19 protein-coding genes are annotated in these 18371 nt (G+C 70.9%); 8 read left to right on the top strand and 11 right to left on the bottom strand.

The window, feature by feature from the left end:
* From HW578_RS27695 to HW578_RS05020, 4 genes are all read right to left on the bottom strand, one after another.
* On the bottom strand, window positions 1–184 hold a 184-nt coding region (locus tag HW578_RS27695), incomplete at its 3' end, for a hypothetical protein (protein WP_232478681.1).
* Between the two features lie 159 nt (window positions 185–343).
* Window positions 344–574 (bottom strand): hypothetical protein, encoded by a 231-nt coding sequence (locus HW578_RS05030; protein WP_198369451.1) that lies wholly within the window; start codon window positions 572–574, stop codon window positions 344–346.
* Between the two features lie 31 nt (window positions 575–605).
* Window positions 606–1568 (bottom strand): Bug family tripartite tricarboxylate transporter substrate binding protein, encoded by a 963-nt coding sequence (locus HW578_RS05025; protein WP_198369450.1) that lies wholly within the window; start codon window positions 1566–1568, stop codon window positions 606–608.
* 78 nt (window positions 1569–1646) lie between these two features.
* On the bottom strand, window positions 1647–2576 hold the full coding sequence (locus HW578_RS05020) for a threonine/serine dehydratase (protein ID WP_198369449.1): 930 nt from the start codon (window positions 2574–2576) through the stop codon (window positions 1647–1649).
* Window positions 2577–2695: 119 nt separating this feature from the next.
* Between HW578_RS05020 and HW578_RS05015 the strand changes: the two genes are divergently transcribed.
* From HW578_RS05015 to ahcY, 7 genes are all read left to right on the top strand, one after another.
* On the top strand, window positions 2696–3127 hold the full coding sequence (locus tag HW578_RS05015; RefSeq protein WP_198369448.1) for an HPr kinase/phosphorylase: 432 nt from the start codon (window positions 2696–2698) through the stop codon (window positions 3125–3127).
* Between the two features lie 5 nt (window positions 3128–3132).
* Complete coding sequence (rapZ, locus tag HW578_RS05010; RefSeq protein WP_198369447.1) at window positions 3133–4080, top strand: RNase adapter RapZ; 948 nt, start codon at window positions 3133–3135, stop codon at window positions 4078–4080.
* A complete protein-coding gene (locus tag HW578_RS05005) occupies window positions 4077–4511 on the top strand; it encodes a PTS sugar transporter subunit IIA (RefSeq protein ID WP_198369446.1) in 435 nt (144 codons plus the stop codon). Before rapZ ends, HW578_RS05005 begins: the two co-directional genes overlap by 4 nt.
* A complete protein-coding gene (locus tag HW578_RS05000; protein WP_198369445.1) occupies window positions 4508–4855 on the top strand; it encodes an HPr family phosphocarrier protein in 348 nt (115 codons plus the stop codon). Before HW578_RS05005 ends, HW578_RS05000 begins: the two co-directional genes overlap by 4 nt.
* The gene (ptsP, locus tag HW578_RS04995) at window positions 4845–6671 is read left to right on the top strand and encodes a phosphoenolpyruvate--protein phosphotransferase (RefSeq protein WP_198369444.1); all 1827 of its coding nucleotides are present in this window, start codon (window positions 4845–4847) and stop codon (window positions 6669–6671) included. The genes HW578_RS05000 and ptsP overlap by 11 nt, the downstream gene beginning before the upstream one ends.
* Window positions 6672–6799: 128 nt before the next feature.
* Window positions 6800–6994 (top strand): hypothetical protein, encoded by a 195-nt coding sequence (locus HW578_RS04990; RefSeq protein ID WP_198369443.1) that lies wholly within the window; start codon window positions 6800–6802, stop codon window positions 6992–6994.
* Between the two features lie 176 nt (window positions 6995–7170).
* Window positions 7171–8574, top strand: a complete 1404-nt coding sequence (gene ahcY, locus HW578_RS04985) for an adenosylhomocysteinase (RefSeq protein ID WP_198369442.1) — start codon at window positions 7171–7173, stop codon at window positions 8572–8574.
* Between the two features lie 28 nt (window positions 8575–8602).
* Here the strand turns inward: ahcY and HW578_RS04980 are convergent, their stop codons facing one another.
* Entirely contained in the window at window positions 8603–9805 is a 1203-nt protein-coding gene (locus tag HW578_RS04980) for an acetyl-CoA C-acyltransferase (protein ID WP_198369441.1), read from the bottom strand.
* Between the two features lie 103 nt (window positions 9806–9908).
* A complete protein-coding gene (locus tag HW578_RS04975; RefSeq protein ID WP_198369440.1) occupies window positions 9909–10334 on the bottom strand; it encodes a PaaI family thioesterase in 426 nt (141 codons plus the stop codon).
* A gap of 57 nt (window positions 10335–10391) precedes the next feature.
* On the opposite strand from HW578_RS04975, the gene HW578_RS04970 reads away from it, so the two are divergent.
* Window positions 10392–11006, top strand: coding sequence for a glutathione S-transferase family protein (locus tag HW578_RS04970; RefSeq protein WP_198369439.1), 615 nt, complete (start codon window positions 10392–10394; stop codon window positions 11004–11006).
* Here HW578_RS04970 and HW578_RS04965 read toward each other — a convergent pair whose 3' ends face one another.
* From HW578_RS04965 to HW578_RS04945, 5 genes are read right to left on the bottom strand one after another with little or no spacing between them, the layout of a single operon-like run.
* On the bottom strand, window positions 11007–11987 hold the full coding sequence (locus HW578_RS04965) for a Bug family tripartite tricarboxylate transporter substrate binding protein (protein ID WP_198369438.1): 981 nt from the start codon (window positions 11985–11987) through the stop codon (window positions 11007–11009). It lies immediately after the preceding gene.
* A complete protein-coding gene (locus HW578_RS04960) occupies window positions 11984–14092 on the bottom strand; it encodes a hydantoinase/oxoprolinase family protein (protein WP_198369437.1) in 2109 nt (702 codons plus the stop codon). The genes HW578_RS04965 and HW578_RS04960 overlap by 4 nt, the downstream gene beginning before the upstream one ends.
* Window positions 14089–15735: a hydantoinase B/oxoprolinase family protein gene (locus HW578_RS04955; RefSeq protein ID WP_198369436.1), complete on the bottom strand. Its 1647-nt coding sequence runs from the start codon at window positions 15733–15735 to the stop codon at window positions 14089–14091. Before HW578_RS04955 ends, HW578_RS04960 begins: the two co-directional genes overlap by 4 nt.
* A gap of 42 nt (window positions 15736–15777) precedes the next feature.
* A complete protein-coding gene (locus HW578_RS04950) occupies window positions 15778–16917 on the bottom strand; it encodes an MFS transporter (protein WP_198369435.1) in 1140 nt (379 codons plus the stop codon).
* A 17-nt stretch (window positions 16918–16934) separates the two neighbouring features.
* Entirely contained in the window at window positions 16935–18335 is a 1401-nt protein-coding gene (locus tag HW578_RS04945) for an aminotransferase (protein ID WP_198369434.1), read from the bottom strand.
* Window positions 18336–18371: the final 36 nt, after the last annotated feature.

Raw genomic sequence — 18371 nt, 5'->3', positions numbered from 1 at the left:
GCTCGGGCGTGTGCTCTTCCGGTCTCTGCCCCATGCCCGGCTGGCGGGCCGGCGCGGCGTCGTTCGGCGCGGTTGCGGACGGCGGCGAGGGCACTGGCACCGGCGGCGGCAGGCTGCCCGCGCCCTGCGCCAGCACGGGCGCCGCGGCCAAGGCGAAAAGGAAGGCGACAGGGATCACGCGCATCCTGGATCTCCGGCGGAAGCCCGGCGCCTGCGCGCCGGCGTGTGGCAGGTGATGCCGCGCCCGGCTGGCGACAACAGGGCGGTGCAGGCGCCTATCGACCACGCGAAGGATGAACGAGGCATGACCGCCACGCGGCCGGGGCACGACATCCTCGGTCGCTCAGTTCCCGAAGGCCCATTCGCCGGCGCGGCGCAGCCGCCGCCCGGTCCATTCGGCCGCGCGTTCCAGCGCCGATCCGGTGCGCTGTGCCCCCCGTTCGATCGCCGCGCCGGTGCGCTTGGCCGTCCGCTCCACCGCGCGGCCGCTGCGCTGCACCGCACCTTCCGAGGCAGCCGCCGGCAGGGTTGTCGCGCTGGCCAGCAGGGCCAGGATCCAGGCTCGCCGTGTCATGGCGCGAAGTTGGGCAGGTCGGCGCGCCGGGTCAAGAGTCGAGGCGGATGCCAAGCTCGCGGATCAGCGGTCGCCACAGCGCGTTCTCGGCGGCGACGAAAGCCTCGAACTCGGCCGCCGACCAGCCGGTGGTCTGGATGCCGAGCGCCCGGGTGCGCGACTGCACCTCCTCCGACGCCACCGCGCGCACCAGTTCGGCATTCAGCCGCGCCACCACCGGCGCGGGCACCCCGCGCGGCACGCTGATGCCCTGCCAGCCCACCGCGATGGCGTCGTGGCCCAGTTCCCGCAGGGTCGGCACGGCCGGGGCCTCGGCGGTGCGCGCCTCGCTCAGCACGGCCAGCGCGCGCACCCGCCCGTCGCGGATGAAGGGCAGGCCGGTGGCGGTGTCGATCATCACGAGGTCGAGATTGCCGCCCAGCAGGTCCTGCATCGCCGCCTGGCCGCCACGATAAGGCACGTGCTCCGCCGCCAGGCCCGAGCGCCGCTTGACCAGTTCCATCGCCAAGTGGTGCGGCGAGGCCACGGCCGGCGTGCCGTAGCTCGGCGGCTGGCTGCGCGATGCGGCGAGCAGGGCGGCGAAATCCGCGAAGGGCGCATCGGCCCGGCACACGATGTAGAGCGGGAAGCGCCCGATGAAGCCCACGCCGGCGAAGTCGCGGTCGGGGTCGTAGGGCAGGCGCGCATAGAGTGCCGGATTGTAGACCAGGATGCCGTTGTCCACGTGCATCCAGACATGCCCATCCGCCGGTGCGCGCGCCGCGGTCTCGCTGGCCAGGACGGCGCCGCCGCCGGGGCGGTTCTCGATCACCACCGGCTGCCCGAGCCGTGGGGCCATCTGCGCCGCCAGCAGCCGGGCGAAGACATCCGATGGGCCGCCCGCCGGATAGCCGACCACGAGGCGGACCTGCCGCTCGGGCCAGGTGCCCTGCGCCCGCGCCAGGGCAGGCGCGATCGCCAGGCCAAGTCCAACCACGCCACGACGTCCGATCATGGGGCAGGGCATCCTTCGCATCCGCTGCAATCTATCCGCCGCGGCGCGCTTGCCAAAGGGTGCGGGCGCGTCGGCGAGTCAGGCGACCACGGATCCCGGGTCGCAATTCGCACCGCACACCACCACGCCGATCCGCGCACCCTTGGGCGGGGCGAAGGCACCGCTCAGCACCGCGGCCAGGGCGGTCGTGCCGCCCGGTTCGGCCACCACCCGCAGCTTGTCCCACAGCCAGCGCTGCGCGCGGCGGATCGCGTCGTCCTGCAGCACCACGCAGCGGGCGCCATGCTCCATCATGATGTCGAAGGCGAGCGCGCCGGCACGGCGCGCGCCCAGGCTGTCGGCCGCGATCCCGCCCGAGGGCACGTCCATCGGCTGGCCGGTCATGCCGGCCATGAACAGGGTCGGGCACTCCTCCGGCTCGACGATCACGAGGGTGGCGCGGTCGCGATACCAGGACGCCATGCCGCCATAGAGCCCGCCACCGCCCGCCGCCACCGCCACGTGGGTCAGGTCCGGCGCATCCGCCTCGAGCTCCATCGCGACGGTGCCCTGGCCGGCCAGCACAGGTTCCTGGTCATAGGCATGGACGACCAGCGCGCCGGTCTCGGCGGCGCGGGCCTCGGAGGCCTGGCGCGCCTCGTCATAGGCGGCACCGCCCACGGTCAGCGTGGCGCCGGTGGCGGCGATGCGCGCGCGCTTGGCCTCGGGCGTGATCTCCGGGACGAAGATCTCGGCCTTGATCTTGAGCACCTGCGCCGCGTGCGCCACGGCCAGGCCGTGGTTGCCGCCCGAGGCCGCAACCACCCCGGCCGGGGGCACCTGCGCGGACAGGATGCGGTTGAAGGCGCCGCGCGGCTTGAACGACCCCGTCACCTGCAGCTGCTCGAGCTTGAGCACCAGCGGGTTCTCGAGGCCGGTCTCGGCGGGCGCGATGCGGATGACCGGCGTGCGCCGGACATGCGGGGCGATGCGTTCGGCGGCGGCGCGGATGTCGTCCTGGGTCGGCATGGGCCGGAAGGTGGCACCGGCCCTGCCCGGCGTCCATCGGGCGGCGCTTTCGAGCCGACGCTTTTCCGGGTGTCCCATTTCTGCCATGGTCCGCGGCGTGACGGGATGACCGTGCTGGGATGCGTATCCACGGAAGCTGCGTTGCGCGCGCCGGATCGGCGGTTCTGGTGCTGGGCCCCCCCGGCGCCGGCAAGTCCGACCTCGCGCTGCGCCTGATCGGCCGGGGCTTTACGCTGGTCGCCGACGACCAGGTGGTTCTGGAGGGCCGCGCCGTGCGTGCGCCAGAGCCGCTGCGCGGCCTGCTGGAGGTCCGCGGCCTCGGCATATTCGAGGGCCTGCCGGTGGCCGATGACGCCACGCTGGCGCTGGCGGTGGAACTGGTGGCGGCCGATGGCATGGCCCGGCTGCCGATGCCCGCCGCCTGGCCGCCCGCCGGCGTGCCGCGCATCGCCCTGCACGCCTTCGAGGCTTCGGCCTGCGACAAGCTGGCCTGGGCGCTGGATGCCGCGCTCGGCCTGCGCGCCCAGCGTGCCGGGGCCTTCGCGGCCTGATGGACATGGCCCAGCCCGCGCGCCGCCAGGTCGTGCTGGTGACCGGGCTGTCCGGGGCCGGGAAGGCCTCGATCCTGCGCGTGCTGGAGGATCTCGGCTACGAGACGGTGGACAACCCGCCGCTGTCGGTTCTGGAGGCGCTGGTCGGCGATGGCGGGCAGCCGCTGGCCGCCGGGGTGGACAGCCGGACGCGGGACTTCGACGCGCCGACGGCGCTGCGGCTGCTCGATCGGCTGCGGCAGCGCCCGGACATCACCGCCACGCTGGTCTTCGCCACCGCCGATTCGGAGGTGCTGCTGCGCCGCTTTACCGAGACGCGGCGGCGCCACCCGCTGGCCCCGGGCGGGCCACTCGGCCACAACGTCGCCGACGGCATCGCGCGCGAGGCGGCGCTGCTGGCCCCGCTGCGCGAGACGGCCGAGATGCTGGTCGATACCTCCGACCTTCCGCTGCCCGAACTGCGCCGCATGATCGAGCGCCGCTTCGGGATCGAGGGCGCGGCGGGGATGGGCGTGTCGGTGATGTCCTTTGCCTTTCCCAAGGGTCTCCCGCGCGAGGCCGACCTGGTCTTCGACCTGCGCTTCCTGCGCAACCCGCACTATGTCGACGCGCTGCGGCCCCTGACCGGGCGGGACGCGGCGGTGGCCGCCTACATCGAGGCAGACCCCGACTTCGCGCCCTTCATGCGCTGCATGACCGAGATGCTCGGCCCGCTCTTGCCCCGCTACGCACAGGAGGGGAAGAAGTACCTGACCATCGCGCTCGGCTGCACCGGCGGGAAGCACCGCTCGGTCCTGGCAGCCGAGCGCCTGGCGCACCATTTGCTTTCCCAAGGCTGGCGGGTGGACCTCTTCCACCGCGAGCTGACGGCCGTTGCGGCGCCGGCACCCCGGGACGGGGGGCACGCCGCCGGCCGCGAAGCGGGGCGGGAGGCCCTGACACAGGTATCATGATCGGAATGGTTCTGGTCACCCATGGCCGCCTGGCCGAGGAGCTTCGGCATGCCATGGAGCACGTGGTCGGCCCGCAGCAGGCGGTGGCGACGGTCTGCATCGGCCCCGAGGACGACATGGAGCACACGCGCGCCGATATCCGGCGTTCGATCGACTCCGTCGACCAGGGCGATGGCGTGGTGGTGCTGACCGACATGTTCGGCGGCACGCCCTCCAACCTGGCCATGCAGATGACCGGCCCCGGCCGGCCGGTCGAGGTCCTGGCCGGCGTCAACCTGCCGCTGCTGGTCAAGCTGGCCAAGCTGCGCGGTTCCGAGCCCCTGGCCGAGGCGGTGGACCACGCCATGGCCGCGGGCCGGAAATACATCGCGAGCGGCAAGGATGTGGCGGCAGGCGCGCCGACGCGTCCCAATGGAGGAGGCGGCCAATGAGCGAGCGGCCCGACGCCCGGACCGACGACGGCATCGCTGCCGATGGCTGCGGCTGCGACCCCGGCCCCTCGGGCCTGGTTCTGCGGCGCGCCGTGGTGATCCCGAATAGCCGCGGCCTGCATGCCCGCGCCGCCGCCAAGCTGGTGACCATGGCCGAACGCTATTCCGCCTGCGTCAACGTGCTGCGCAACGGCGAGAGCGTGCCGGCCTGCTCCATCATGGGGCTCATGATGCTGGGTGCCGGCCAGGGCGCCGAGATCATGATCGAGGCCGAGGGCTGGGACGCCAAGGAAGCGCTCGAGGCGGTCGCCGGCCTGGTCGAGGCCGGCTTCCATGAAGACTGACCCGTCGAAGTCCAAGGCGAAGGCCAAGGGCCGCGAGGTCGCGATCCCGGGGATCGCGGTGTCCCCCGGCGTTGCGATCGGCCCGGTCTTCGACACCTCCGATCCGCCGGCCGAGGCACCGCGCCGGCGCATCGCGGCGGAGGCCATCGAGGCGGAGCGGCACAAGCTGAACGCCGCCATCGCCTTCTCCCGCAAGCAGATCGGCAAGCTCAAGACCCGCATCGGCGTGCTGCCCGAGGAAGCGCAGGAGGAGATCTCCCCGCTGCTCGACGCCCACCTGATGATGCTTGGCAACTCGCGGCTGATCCGCGGCGCGCGCAAGCGGATCGAGGCCGAGTTGCTCGGCGCCGAGACAGCCGTGGCTGCCGAGGCGGAGGGCATCATCGCCGCCATCCAGGCGATCAAGGACGACGACAAGGCGGGGCTCGCGCGCCGTGCGGCCGAGGTGCGCGACATCGCGCGGCGCCTGGTGCGCAACCTGACCGCGACACCCTTCCGCAGCCTCAAGGACCTGCCGGAAGGCTGCATCCTGGTGGCGGAGGAGCTCACGCCGGCCGACGCGGCGCTGCTCGATCCGTCGCGGATCGCAGGCGTGGCGACCGAGGAAGGCGGCGCAGATGGCCATACCGCCATCATGCTGCGCGCGCTCGGCATCCCGGCGGTGCTCGGCGCCCATGGGCTGACCGAGGCGGCGGAGCGCGGTGACCCGGCCGTGCTGGATGGCGCGACCGGGCGGGTGGTGCTGCATCCCTCCGCGGCGACCCTGGCCGAGGCGAAGGACCGGCTCGCGGCCTTCGCGCGCGAGCGCACCAAGCTGTCCAAGCTGCGCCGCCTGCCGGCCGAGACCACCGATGGCGAGCAGGTGGAACTGCAGGCGAACCTCGAGATCCCGCAGGAGCTGCCGCTGATCGCGCAGGCCGGTGCGCAGGGCATCGGGCTGCTGCGCACCGAGTTCCTGTTCATGAACCGCGAGGACCTGCCCGACGAGGACGCCCAGGTCGAGGCCTATACCCAGGTGGTCGAGGCGATGGAGGGCCAGCCGGTCACCATCCGCGTGCTCGACTGGGGCGGCGAGAAGGACATGGAGGCGCTGGCTGAGGGCGTGGTGCCGGTCCATGCCGGCGGCAACCCGGCGCTGGGCCTGCGCGGGCTCCGCATGCTGCTGAAGCGTCCCGAATTGCTGGAGGTGCAGTTCGCCGCCGTGCTGCGCGTGGCTGCCGCCGGTGCCGACGGCAATGTGCGCCTGCTGCTGCCGATGGTGACGGTGCCCGAGGAGGTGCGCCAGGCGCGCGAGATCTACGAGCGCGTGGCGCGCCGCCTGCGCCGGCGCGGCGAACGCCTGCCGGAGAAGCTGCCGCCGCTCGGCGTGATGATCGAGACGCCCGGTGCGGCGCTGGCCGCGGACGCCATCGCGCTTGAGGCGGATTTCTTCGCCATCGGGACCAACGACCTGGCCATGTACACGCTGGCGGTCGACCGGGCTGAGGCGGAGGTGTCGCACCTGTACGACCCGCTGCACCCGGCGGTGCTGCGGCTGGTGCAGTTCGCGACGGAAGCCGCGCTGCGGCTGCGCATGCCGGTGTCGATCTGCGGCGAGATGGCGGGCAACCCGCTGCTGACGCCGCTGCTGCTGGGGCTCGGCGTGCGGACCTTCTCGATGAATGCGTCCGCCATTCCGCGGGTGAAGCAGGCGGTGCGTGCCCTGGATATCGGCGACTGTGCGCGGTTTGCGCGGCGCGTGATGGAACAGAGCGATCCGGCCCGGATCCGCGAGCTCGTGGCGGGCTTCGCGGAGGGCGTGACGGAGCGGGCGTGAAATGTTTCACCCGGCTCGTCCGCTGACATAAGCGCGTAACGCAACGCCTTGATTGTGCCTCCGTCGCGCCCCCTCCTCGCCGCGCGGGGTGGCGAGGCTTCGGCATGGGACAAGGAAAGGCAGACCCGATGCGCCACATCCGCCGCGCCGCCGTGACCGGGCTCTTCGCCATCTGGCTGGCGCCGCTCTCCGCGGTGGCCGAGACGCCTGGCGGCGCCTATTGCCGCGGGGATCGCCCGCTGCGGGCCGAGGCTGTCGTGGCACCTGGCCGGGACGATCAGGAGGAGGATCGCGCGGCGCAGGGCTCGATGCGGCGGGGCTGAAGACCGCGGCGGCGCGGCGGCGGCCGCTGGCCGTCAATCGGGGCCGCGCGATAGGGCAGCCGCTACGGCCCAGGTAGTATAAAGATATTCTTATATCTCGTCAGCGCCACTGGTCTCCGGCGCCGCTGCGTGCTACCCGCCGCGCACACTCAGACAGACAAGAGAGACCCAAGCGCATGTCCGCTGCCACCGATTACGTCGTGAAAGACCTCTCCCTGGCCGGCTGGGGCCGCAAGGAGATCTCGATGGCCGAGGACGAGATGCCCGGCCTGATGGCGGTGCGCGCCGAATACGGCCCGACCCAGCCGCTCAAGGGCGCGCGCGTCGCGGGCTGCCTGCACATGACCATCCAGACCGCGGTGCTGATCGAGACGCTGAAGCACCTCGGCGCCGATGTGCGCTGGTCGTCGTGCAACATCTTCTCCACGCAGGACCACGCGGCGGCCGCGATCGCCGCGACCGGCACGCCTGTCTTCGCCGTGAAGGGCGAGACGCTGCCGGAATACTGGCAGTACGTGAAGCGCACCCTGGAATGGGCCGATGGCGGCACGCCGAATGTGCTGCTCGACGACGGCGGCGACATGACGCTGCTGGTCCATTACGGCCTGCGCGCTGAGCAGGGCGACGTCGCCTTCCTGGAGAAGCCGACCAACGAGGAAGAGGAAGTCTTCTTCGCGCTGATCAAGGACTGCCTGAAGACCAAGCCGGGCTGGTTCGCCACGCTGGCGAAGAACATCGTCGGCGTCTCGGAGGAGACGACGACGGGCGTGCACCGCCTGTATAACATGGCGAAGGAAGGCAAGCTGCTGTTTCCCGCCATCAACGTGAACGACAGCGTCACCAAGTCGAAGTTCGACAACCTGTACGGCTGCCGTGAATCGCTGGTGGACGCGATCCGCCGCGGCACCGACGTGATGATGGCCGGCAAGGTCGCGATGGTCTGCGGCTTCGGCGATGTCGGCAAGGGTTCCGCCGCATCGCTGCGCAATGCCGGCTGCCGCGTGATGGTCAGCGAGGTCGATCCGATCTGCGCCCTGCAGGCCGCGATGGAAGGCTACGAGGTCGTGACGATGGAGCAGGCCGCCCCGCAGGCCGACATCTTCGTCACCGCCACCGGCAACGTGGACGTGATCACCGTCGACCACATGCGCGCGATGAAGCACCGCGCCATCGTGTGCAACATCGGCCACTTCGACAGCGAGATCCAGGTTGCCGGCCTGCGCAACTTCAAGTGGGATAACGTGAAGCCGCAGGTGGACGAGATCGAGTTCCCCACCGGCAAGCGCATCATCCTGCTGTCGGAAGGCCGCTTGGTGAACCTGGGCAACGCCACCGGACACCCGTCCTTCGTGATGTCGGCGTCGTTCACCAACCAGACGCTGGCGCAGATCGAGCTCTGGGCGAACCCGGGCAAGTACGAGAAGAAGGTCTACGTGCTGCCCAAGCACCTCGACGAGAAGGTGGCCGCGCTGCACCTGGCGAAGGTGGGTGCGACGCTGACCAAGATGACGGCGCAGCAGGCGTCCTACATCGGCGTCAGCCAGCAGGGGCCGTTCAAGGCCGAGCAGTACCGCTACTGACCGGGAGGCGTGGGGGGCTGCGCGCCCCTCACGCCACCTCGAAAAGGCCGGCCGCGCCCTGGCCGCCGCCGACGCACATCGTCACCACCACGTACTTCGCGCCACGGCGCTTGCCCTCGATCAGCGCATGCCCGGCCATGCGCGCGCCCGACATGCCGTAGGGGTGGCCGATCGAGATCGCGCCGCCATCCACGTTCAGCCTCTCCTGCGGGATGCCGAGGCGGTCGCGGCAGTAGATCACCTGGCAGGCGAAGGCCTCGTTCAGCTCCCACAAGCCGATATCGTCCATCGTCAGCCCGTGCTGCGCCAGCAGCTTCGGCACCGCGAAGACCGGCCCGATGCCCATCTCCCCCGGATCGCAGCCGGCCACCGCCATGCCGCGATAGACGCCCAGCGGATGCAGGCCGCGGCGCGAGGCCTCGGTTTCCTCCATCAGCACGCAGGCGGATGCGCCGTCGCTGAGCTGGCTGGCATTGCCGGCGGTGATGAAGCGCCCCTGCTTGACCACCATGCCGTCCTTGAAGACAGGCTTGAGCGACTGCAGGCCTTCCAGCGTGGTGTCGGCGCGGTTGCCTTCGTCGCGCGCCAGCGTCGTGGGCACGTCCTTGGTCTCGCCGGTGTCGCGGTTCACCAGCTTCATCACCGAAGGCAGCGGGACGATCTCGTCGTCGAAGGCGCCGCGTGCCTGGGCCGCGGCGGTGCGCGTCTGGCTGCCGAAGGCGTATTCGTCCTGCGCGTCGCGGCTGACGTCGTAGCGGTCGGCGACGATCTCGGCCGTCTCGAGCATCGACATGTAGAGCGCCGGTACGCGCTCCATCAGCGCGGGATCCGCGCGGCGGAACCAGTTCGCCTTGTCGTTTTGCACCAGCGAGATCGATTCCAGCCCGCCGCCGACCGCGACCTGCATGCCGTCGTGCAGGATCTGCTTTGCCGCGGTCGCGATGGCCATGAGGCCGGAGGAGCATTGCCGGTCGAGCGACATGCCGGGCACGCTGTCCGGAAGCCCGGCGGCCAGCGCCACCTGGCGCCCGACATTCGATCCCTGGCAGCCCTGCTGGAGGGCGGCGCCCATGATCACGTCCTCGACCTCGGCCGGGTCCAGCCTCGCGCGCTCGACCGCCGCGCGCACCGCGTGCCCGCCCAAGGTCTGCGCATTGGTATCGTTGAAGGCGCCGCGATAGGCGCGCCCGATCGGCGTACGGGCGGTCGAGACGATGACGGCGCTGCGCATGGCGCTTCCTTCCCTGCCTTGCTGTTGCCGGCAGGGTAGCGTCTCGTGCGCAGGGGTGGAAACTCTGAAGCGACGGCCCGGATGCGGGCCGCGGCGCCGGCGCTCAGGGCGTGCCCAGCCGCTTCCATACGCCGTCGGCGGTGGCGACGATGCGCTCACCCACCGTGATCTGCCCGCGCACGAAGACCACGGATCGCGTGGCGCGCACTGCCTCACCGCGCGCTTCGAGAAATTCCCCCGCCTTCGCGCCGGAGACGAAATGCGTGTTGAGCTGGATGGTCACGACCGGCCCACGATTCGCCGCCTCCCAGCAGGTGGCACCGAGGATCTGGTCGAGGAAGGTGACCAGCATCCCGCCATGGATGATGCCATGCGCATTGCCGTGCCGCGGTTCGGCCACCAGCCCATAGGCCCAGCGGTCGCCCTCCTTCTTCGACCAGAAGGGGCCGACGAGCTCGGGGAAGCCGTCATTGTGCCAGCGCAGGTGCTTCCAGCCATGGGCGGCGGGGTCGAAGGGCGTGTCGATCATGCGCCTGGATTCGCGCAGCGGGCTGGCGGCGTCAATGCAGGGTGGTAGCGTGGCACCATGAAACTGTTTCACGCGCCAGGTTCCCCCTATGCCCGCATCGCCCGAATGGCGGTGATCGAGCTCGGCCTCCAGGACCGCGTTGCGGTCGAGGAGGCGACGCTGCGCGACCCGGCCTCGGTGCTGCTGCCTTTCAACCCGGTGGGGCGCGTTCCGACGCTGGTGCTGGACGACGGCACCGCCATCACCGAGACGACGCCGGTGCTCATGGTCCTCGATGCGCTGGTGCCGGCGGGGCAGCGGCTGCTGCCGGGTGCGGACCGGCCGCGTGCGCTTGCGGCCTATGGGCGCGTGCTCGGCATGATGGACGGCATCGCGGTGTGGAACCGCGAGCTGCGGCGGCCTGAGCATGAACGTTCGCCGGGTGTCATTGCCCTGGAAGCGCTGCGCGCGGTGCGCGTGGCCGACGCGCTGGAGCGCGATGTCGCGACCGGCGGCTTCGCGCAGCGCGATGCTGCCTGGCTGGCACTGGTCGCGTTGCTCGGATATTGCGAGCGGCGCCACACGGTCTTCGCCTGGCGCCTCGCTCGCCCATCGCTGGCCGCGCTGTTCGATGCGGCGCAACGCCGAGCGAGCGTCGCGCAGACCGTGCCGCCCGCAGGACCGGCGCGCTGATCAGCCCGGCATGCGAATGCCGCGGCTGCGTATGAGCGTACCCCACTTTTCCGATTCCGCGGTCCAGTAGGTGGAGAATTCGGCTGGGCTGCCGCCCACCGGATCGGCGCCCTGCGCGATGATCTGCTGGCGGAAGGCCGGGTCCGTCACCGCGGCGCGTATGCCGTCCGCAAGTCGCGCGGTGATCGCCTCCGGCAGGTTCGCGGGCGCCATCAGCGCCATGTCGGTCGAGGATTCGAATCCCGCCACGCCCGCCTCCTGCAGCGTCGGTACATCCTGCGCGAGCGGGGATCGCGTGGCGGTGCTCACGGCCAGCAGCTTCAGCGTGCCGGCCTGGCGATGCGGCAGCGCGGTGATGGCGTCGATGAAGGACATCCTGGTCTCGCCCGCCAGAACCGCCTGCGCCGAGGGCGCGCCTCCGCGATAGGGTACGTGCACCATGTTCAGCCCCGCCGCGGCCATCAGCAACTCGGTCGCGAGGTGGCTGGTGGCGCCGATGCCTGCGGAGGAGAAGTTGATCTCGCCGGGCCGCGCGCGGACATAGGCGAGGAACTCCTGGATCGTGTTCACCGGCACGGACGGATGCACGCAGACCGCCTGCGCGGTGCGCGCCACAAGGCTGATGCCCGTGAAGGCCGCGCGGTTGTCGTAGGGCAGCGGGCTGATCAGGTGCGGCGCGATGGCATAGGTGCTGTTGGTCGCAAATAGCAGCGTGTAGCCGTCGGGCCGCTGCTGCGCGACGTGGTTGTGGCCGATGGTGCCGGATGCGCCGGCGCGGTTCTCGACCACGAAGTTCTGGCCGAAGACCTGCGTGAAGCGCTGCGCGAAAAGCCGCGTCATGGTGTCCGACGACCCGCCGGCGGGCCAGGGATTCACCATGGTGACCGGGCGCGCCGGCCAGGGCGCCTGTCCGGAGGCCGTGCGCAGCGCGGGCACGGCGAGGGTCGCCGCGAGCAGCGATCGGCGATGCAGCGTGGTCATGGCGTGGCCTCCTGGGGGGTCGGAAGGTCGATGACAAGGTTGCGGAACGCATCGACCGTGACGTTCGCGCCCGGCGGTATGGCGCAGGTGGATTCGCGTTCCTCCACCAGCGCCGGGCCGGCGAATGATGTGCCGGGCGAGAGGGCGTAGCGGTCGATCACCGCGCAATCCTGCCAGCCATCGTGTTCGAACAGCGCGCGCCGCGTGCCGCGCTGTGCGGTGCGGCCCTCGATCACGTTCGCCCCCTTCATGTCGATGTCGCGGCCGGGCGCGGCGGCAGCGAGGCGCCAGGTCAGCGCCTCGATCGGCAGTTCATCGAGCGCGCGGCCGAAGCGTTCGCGATAGGACGCGAGGAAGGACTCGCGGATCGCGTCGAGGTCCGCCGCGGTCGGCGTCATGGTCGGCAGCGGCACCGGGATCTCGAAGCCCTGGCCGACATAGCGCATGTCGGCGGCAGGGCGGAATGCGATGGTGGCGGGATCGGCCCCTGCGCCGGTCAGCAGCGCGCGCGCTTCCTCCGCCATCTCGGCGTAGAGCGAAGCCACTTTCGCCCAGTCGATGCGCTCGATCCGCCCGACCAGGGAACGCACCAGGTCGGTCGCCGGCGGTGCCACCAGGAAGCCAAGTGCGGAGGCCACGCCGGCGCCGAGCGGCACAACCACGCGCTTCATCTTGAGCAGCCGCGCCAGGTCGCAGGCATGGACCGGCCCGGCACCGCCGAAGGCGATCAGCGTGTAACGGCGCGGATCGCGGCCCTTCTCCGCCAGGTGCATGCGCGTGGCCGCCGCCATGGTCTCGTCCACGATGCGGCGGATGCCGAGCGCGGCATCGTCCGGCGTGACATGCAGCGTGGTGGCGAGGCGATCGGTGACGGCGCGCTTCACCGCATCGAGGTCGAGCGCCATCTCCCCGCCCAGGAAATAGGACGGGTCGAGCCGGCCGAGCACAAGGTCGGAGTCGGTCACCGTCGGTTCCGTGCCGCCGCGCCCGTAGCAGATCGGCCCGGGCTTCGCGCCGGCGCTGCGCGGCCCCACCTTCATGAGGCCGGAGCCTTCCTCGACCCGCGCGATGGACCCGCCACCCGCGCCGATCTCGATCATGTCGACCACGCTGACCTTGAGCGGCAGGCCGGAGCCCTTCTGGAAGCGCCGCACGCGGCCGGCCTCGAATTCGAACTTGCGGTCGGGCGCGCCGTTCTCGATCAGGCACATCTTCGCGGTGGTGCCGCCCATGTCGTAGGAGACCACGTGGTCGAGCCCGGCCTGCTTCGCCAGCCACGACGCCGCCATGGCGCCGGCTGCAGGGCCGGATTCGATCAGGCGGATCGGGTAGTCCTTCGCCTCCTGCACGGAGGCGATGCCGCCGCCGGAGAGCATGACGTACAGCGCGCCGGTCACGCCCATCTCCGCGAGGCGCGCTTCCAGCCGGTCGAGGTAGCGCAGCATGCGCGGCTGGACATAGGCATTGGCGCAGGCTGTGGAGATGCGTTCGAACTCGCGGATCTCCGGTGCGACCGACGACGACAGAGTCAGCGCGAGTCCCGGATGCGCGGCGCGCACGATCTCCGCCGCGCGGCGCTCGTGTCGCGCGTCGCGCCAGGAATGCATGAAGCCGATGGCGATGGCGTCGACGCCCTCCGCGACCAGCGCATCGGCTTGGCGGCGCACCGCTGCCTCGTCGAGCGTCTTCAGCTCCGCCCCTTGCACGTCGAGCCGCCCCGGGACTTCGAGGCGCAGCGCGCGCGGCACCAGCGTGGGCGCGGGTTCGAGGAACAGGTCATAGAGGTCGTAGCGGGTTTCCTTGCCGATCTCGATGGAATCGCGGAAACCCTCGGTGGTCAGCAGGCCGACCTTGCAGCCGGTGCGCTCGATGATGGTGTTGGTGACCAGTGTCGTGCCGTGCACCACCGAATGCAGCGCGCCGGGCGGCAGGCCGGTTTCCTCGAGTAGCCGGGCGATGCCGGCGGTGATGGCCTCGGACGGATCGTCCGGCGTGGTGAGGCGCTTGCCGGTGGCGACGAGGTTGCGCGCCGGATCGTGCAGCACGAAGTCGGTGAAGGTACCGCCGACATCGACGCCGATGCGGGCGGTGGCGGGCGCGCTCATGGCTTCGCCCCGTAGTCGCGCACCGCCCCTTCGGGCGTGACGTAGCCGTTGCGGATATCCTCGGCGAGCGCGGCCGGATCGCGCTCGCGCGGGTCGCCATAGCCGCCGCCACCCGCATAGTGCATGCGCAGCCGGGCGCCTGCCGCGACAGTGGTGCGCGACTTCGGATGCGGGCGGGTCCCGTCGGCGAGTTCGATCAGCGCCGCCGCGCCGGGCCCGCCGCCGAGCACGCCCTGCGCCGGATGGTCCCGCCGGTCCGACAGCAAGGAAAGCCGCACCGCATCGGGCGCGCGCACCTCGATCTCGACATCCTGGCCGAGCCCGCCGCGGTACTTCCCCGCGCCGCCGGAATCGGGCAGCAGCTGCTTCTTCCAGACCAGCAGCGGCGCGACGCTTTCATAGGCCTCGATGGAACCGGCGCCGACATTGGTGGGGAAGGCGGTGGTCGGCAGCCCGTCGCGGTGCGGAGAAGCACCCATCCCGCCTGAGGCGAAGAGCACCTGCGAGAAGCGGTCGCCCTCGCGATCATGGCCGCTGAACAGCGCACGCATGGTCGGCGCGCCGCCACATTCGCCGATGATTCGGTCGGGCATGACGGGCGCGAGCGCCTTGTAGATCGCGCCGGCCAGCAGGTGCCCGGTGAGCTGCCGCGCGCTGCATGGCGCGGGAAAGCGGGGGTTGAGGATGCTGCCCTCCGGCGCGGCCACGGTGATCGCCTGGTAGGACCCCTCGTTGCGCGGCGTGAAGGGATCGAGCGCGCATTTCACCGGATAGACCGAATAGGCGTGCGTGTAGTTCATCACGCAGTTGATGCCGCGATCGACCTGCGGCGAGGTGCCGGCATAGTCGATGTGCATGGTGTCGCCGCGGATAGTGACCTCGCATTCGATGCGCGTGATCGCCTCGTCGAAGCCATCGGCCTCCAGCGTGCTGCGCCAGGTGCCGTCGGGCAGGGCCGCGATGGCGCGGCGCATCGCGGCGTCGGTGCGCGTGGACAGCGCGCGCGACAGGCCCTGGAGGTCCGGCAGGCCGGTGTCGCCGAGGAATTCCGCCACGCCGCGCGCGCAGACCTGGTTCGCCACCACCTGCGCCTCGAGGTCGCCCATCACCTGGCGCGGCACGCGCACATTGGACAGCAGCACATCCACCAGGTCCTCGTTGCGCTGGCCTTCGCGATACAGGCGCGCGGGCGGGATGCGGATGCCTTCCTCGAACAGCTCACGGCAATCCGCCGACCAGAGGGAGCCACCGACATCCGGCGAATGCGCGATCGATCCGGCGAAGCCAACCAGGACGCCGCGATGGAAGATCGGCGTGACCGCCGTGAAGTCCGGCAGATGCCCGGTCGCGAGCCAGGGGTCGTTGGTGATGACGCAGTCGCCCGGCCGCCACGTCTCGGCGGGGAAGCGCTGCAGGAAGTGCTTCGTGGTCTTGGGCAGGATGCAGGAGAAGGAGGCGATGCCGCCCGTGTTCTCCGACACGCTGTCGCCGTTGCGGTCCATCAGCACGGTGGCGAAGTCGTTCGACTCGCGCACGATGGTGGAGAAGGCGGTGCGCAACAGGCCGGTGGCGGCCTCGTCGGCGATGGAGATGAGGCGAGACCAGTGGATCTCGAGGCTGATGGGATCGAAGTTCTCGGTCATGCGGGGATGGTTCCCGTGCTGCGCGGTTTGCGCAACCCCCGCTCAGCGTCGCGCCAGCGCCAGAACGACGCCGGTCAGCGCCGCGCCGGCAGCGAGCGGCCCGAATCCCCCGAAGCCGAAGCCCGCCATGACCCAGCCGCCGACGGCCGTCGCGCCGAGCCAGCCGAAGCTGGCCGAGGTCACGTTCAGGCCGAGCACCGTGCCGCGCACCTCGTCCGGCACGTTCGCGAGCGCCGCCATCAAGGACGGCCGCGCGACGGCATTGACGAAGATATACGCGACACCGAGCGCGACGGTGGTGACCAGACCCGGCACCCACCCGTAGAGCAGCAGCGCCAACGCGGCGGAGCCCATCATCGCGACAGCGAAGACATGCAGCCGGTTCGGCAGCCGGTCGGCCAGCTGGCCGCCAACCACCGTGCCGAGGATGTTGCCGAGTGCGATCACCGCGAGCGGAATGGCCACGCCCGCCGGCGACAGGTTGTAGGTCACCTGCAGGAAGGTCGCGAAGTACACGACGGCGACGCCGTAGCAGACGCGCTCCGCCACACCCATTGCGAGCAGGCGCAGCACCGGGCCGGTCATCGCGCCGCGCAGGCTCGCCCGCCGAGCTGACGCTGCGCGTGCTTCCCCCGCGGGGCGCAGTGTCGTGGCGAACAGGCCGGATGCCGCGAGCAGCGCGATGCCTGCGACCGAGAGGCTCACGCCGCGCCAGCCGATATGCGCGCCCGCCCAGGCCGCGAGCGGCACGCCCACCAGCAGCGACAAGGACTGCCCCGCCATCACCCAGCCCAGCGCGCGCCCGCGCTGGCGGTCCACCGTGCGCGCCGAGGCCTCGGTCATGATGACGCCGGTGAAGCCGCCCGCGCAGGCGCCGGCAAGCGTCACCGCGAGCGCCACGCTCCAGTAGTCGGGTGAGGCCGCCACCGCCACCAGGCACAGCGCGAGCCCGATCGGCCCGCCGATCAGGAAGGGCCGCCGCCCCCAGCGATCCGACCCCGCGCCTGCTATCAAGGACGTGATGCCCCAGGAGATCGAGGTCATCGCCATCAGGTTCGCGACCAGCGGCACGGAACTGCCGAGGTCGCGCGCCATGTCGATCAGGAAGGGCGCGCGCGTCGTCCCGCTGGAGGAGGCGGCGAACATGCCCAGGCACGCTGCGGCGAGCAGCGCCCAGGGCATGCGCGGCAGCGGCTGGGTCAGGCGGCGCCGGCCATCTTCGCGACGATATGCCCCAGCGCGCGGTCCAGCACCTCGACCAGCGTGTCGCATTCGGTGCGCGTGATCACCAGCGGCGGCGACAGCACGATGGTGTTGGAATGCCGCGACCCGCCGCCGGAGCGCCCGACGATCACGCCATTCGCCTTGCAGAATTCAACCACGCCGCCGACCAGCGCGCCGTCGAGCTGCATCTTGCTCTCACGGTCCGTTACCAGCTCGATGCCGATCAGCAGGCCCTTGCCGCGGATGTCGCCCACGATGCCGTGCTTCCAGAGCGCGGCGCGCAGGTTGTCCATCAGGTAGGCGCCCATGGTGGCAGCGCGCTCGGGCAGCTTCTCCTCGAGCATGATCTCGATGTTGCGCACCGCGACGGCCGCGGCCGCCGGATGGCCGCCATAGGTGTTCACCTGCATCACCTGGCGGGATTCCGCGACCTCGCCGAGGAAGCTCTCGAAGACGCGGTTCTTCACCACGGTGGCCGCGATCGGCAGGTAGGCGGAGACGATCCCCTTGGCCACCGCCATGATGTCGGGGCTGATGCCGTAGTGCTGGTGGCCGAACATCTTGCCGGTTCGACCGAAGCCGTTGATCACCTCATCGACATGCAGCAGCACGTCGTACTTGCGGCAGATCGCCTCGACCTTGGGCAGGTAGTCGTCCGGCGGCACCGCCACGCCGACGCCCGACATGATGGGTTCGACGATGATCTCGGCGACTGTCTGCGGTCCCTCGGCCAGGATCGTCGCCTCGAAGGCGGTGGCGCAGGCCGTCTTGCAGGAGGGGTATTCCAGGCCGTAGGGGCAGCGGTAGCAGGTCGGCGCCGGCACGTGGATGAACTCGCCCGCGAAGGGTTCGAACTTCATCTTGCGCTCGCCCATCCCGCCGGCCGCCAGCGTGGCCAGCGTCGTGCCGTGATAGGCGTAGTGCCGCGCGATGGTCTTGAAGCGGAACTGACCGGGGAATTCGTGCTTGGCGTACTGCCGCGCGACCTTGAACCCGGCCTCGTTCGCCTCGGAGCCGGAGTTCACGAAATAGGTGTGGTAGTCGCCGCCCATCAGCGTGTTGATCTGCTCGCCCAGGCGCGCGGCGGGCAGGTTCATGGCCGTGTGCGGGTAGTAGGCCATCTGCTCCATCTGCTCGGCGGCGATCTGCGCGAGCTCGGTGCGGCCATAGCCGATGTTCACGCACCACAGACCGGCCATGGCGTCGAGGTAGCTGGTGCCGTCGGCATCCGTGATCGTCGAACCGCGCGCGCCGGTCACGACCATCTGCGACTTCTCCAGCGCCTTGTGCTGGAGGATCGGGTGCATGACGTTCTGCAGGTCCTGCGCGACGACGCGCCGGCGTTCCTCGGGATCGGGCTGGTTGGTGAGCGACATGGCGGCGGGCTCCACGGCTGGGTGCCCGGGCATGGT

It is taken from the genome of Roseomonas rosulenta (assembly GCF_016106005.1).
GTDB lineage: Bacteria > Pseudomonadota > Alphaproteobacteria > Acetobacterales > Acetobacteraceae > Neoroseomonas > Neoroseomonas rosulenta.
The sequence above is the reverse complement of the archived record's forward strand: the minus strand, read 5'-3'. Positions and strand labels throughout refer to the sequence as shown.

Coding starts and splice junctions, on each gene's coding strand:
- HW578_RS04980 (WP_198369441.1), bottom strand. CDS start 9,805: ATGCGCAGCGCCGTCATCGTCTCGACCGCCCGTACGCCGATCGGGCGC.
- rapZ (WP_198369447.1), top strand. CDS start 3,133: ATGGCCCAGCCCGCGCGCCGCCAGGTCGTGCTGGTGACCGGGCTGTCC.
- HW578_RS05000 (WP_198369445.1), top strand. CDS start 4,508: ATGAGCGAGCGGCCCGACGCCCGGACCGACGACGGCATCGCTGCCGAT.
- HW578_RS04950 (WP_198369435.1), bottom strand. CDS start 16,917: ATGCCCTGGGCGCTGCTCGCCGCAGCGTGCCTGGGCATGTTCGCCGCC.
- HW578_RS04960 (WP_198369437.1), bottom strand. CDS start 14,092: ATGAGCGCGCCCGCCACCGCCCGCATCGGCGTCGATGTCGGCGGTACC.
- HW578_RS05020 (WP_198369449.1), bottom strand. CDS start 2,576: ATGCCGACCCAGGACGACATCCGCGCCGCCGCCGAACGCATCGCCCCG.
- HW578_RS04955 (WP_198369436.1), bottom strand. CDS start 15,735: ATGACCGAGAACTTCGATCCCATCAGCCTCGAGATCCACTGGTCTCGC.
- ahcY (WP_198369442.1), top strand. CDS start 7,171: ATGTCCGCTGCCACCGATTACGTCGTGAAAGACCTCTCCCTGGCCGGC.
- HW578_RS05005 (WP_198369446.1), top strand. CDS start 4,077: ATGATCGGAATGGTTCTGGTCACCCATGGCCGCCTGGCCGAGGAGCTT.
- HW578_RS05025 (WP_198369450.1), bottom strand. CDS start 1,568: ATGATCGGACGTCGTGGCGTGGTTGGACTTGGCCTGGCGATCGCGCCT.
- HW578_RS04975 (WP_198369440.1), bottom strand. CDS start 10,334: ATGATCGACACGCCCTTCGACCCCGCCGCCCATGGCTGGAAGCACCTG.
- HW578_RS04965 (WP_198369438.1), bottom strand. CDS start 11,987: ATGACCACGCTGCATCGCCGATCGCTGCTCGCGGCGACCCTCGCCGTG.
- ptsP (WP_198369444.1), top strand. CDS start 4,845: ATGAAGACTGACCCGTCGAAGTCCAAGGCGAAGGCCAAGGGCCGCGAG.
- HW578_RS04945 (WP_198369434.1), bottom strand. CDS start 18,335: ATGTCGCTCACCAACCAGCCCGATCCCGAGGAACGCCGGCGCGTCGTC.
- HW578_RS04970 (WP_198369439.1), top strand. CDS start 10,392: ATGAAACTGTTTCACGCGCCAGGTTCCCCCTATGCCCGCATCGCCCGA.
- HW578_RS05030 (WP_198369451.1), bottom strand. CDS start 574: ATGACACGGCGAGCCTGGATCCTGGCCCTGCTGGCCAGCGCGACAACC.
- HW578_RS05015 (WP_198369448.1), top strand. CDS start 2,696: ATGCGTATCCACGGAAGCTGCGTTGCGCGCGCCGGATCGGCGGTTCTG.
- HW578_RS04990 (WP_198369443.1), top strand. CDS start 6,800: ATGCGCCACATCCGCCGCGCCGCCGTGACCGGGCTCTTCGCCATCTGG.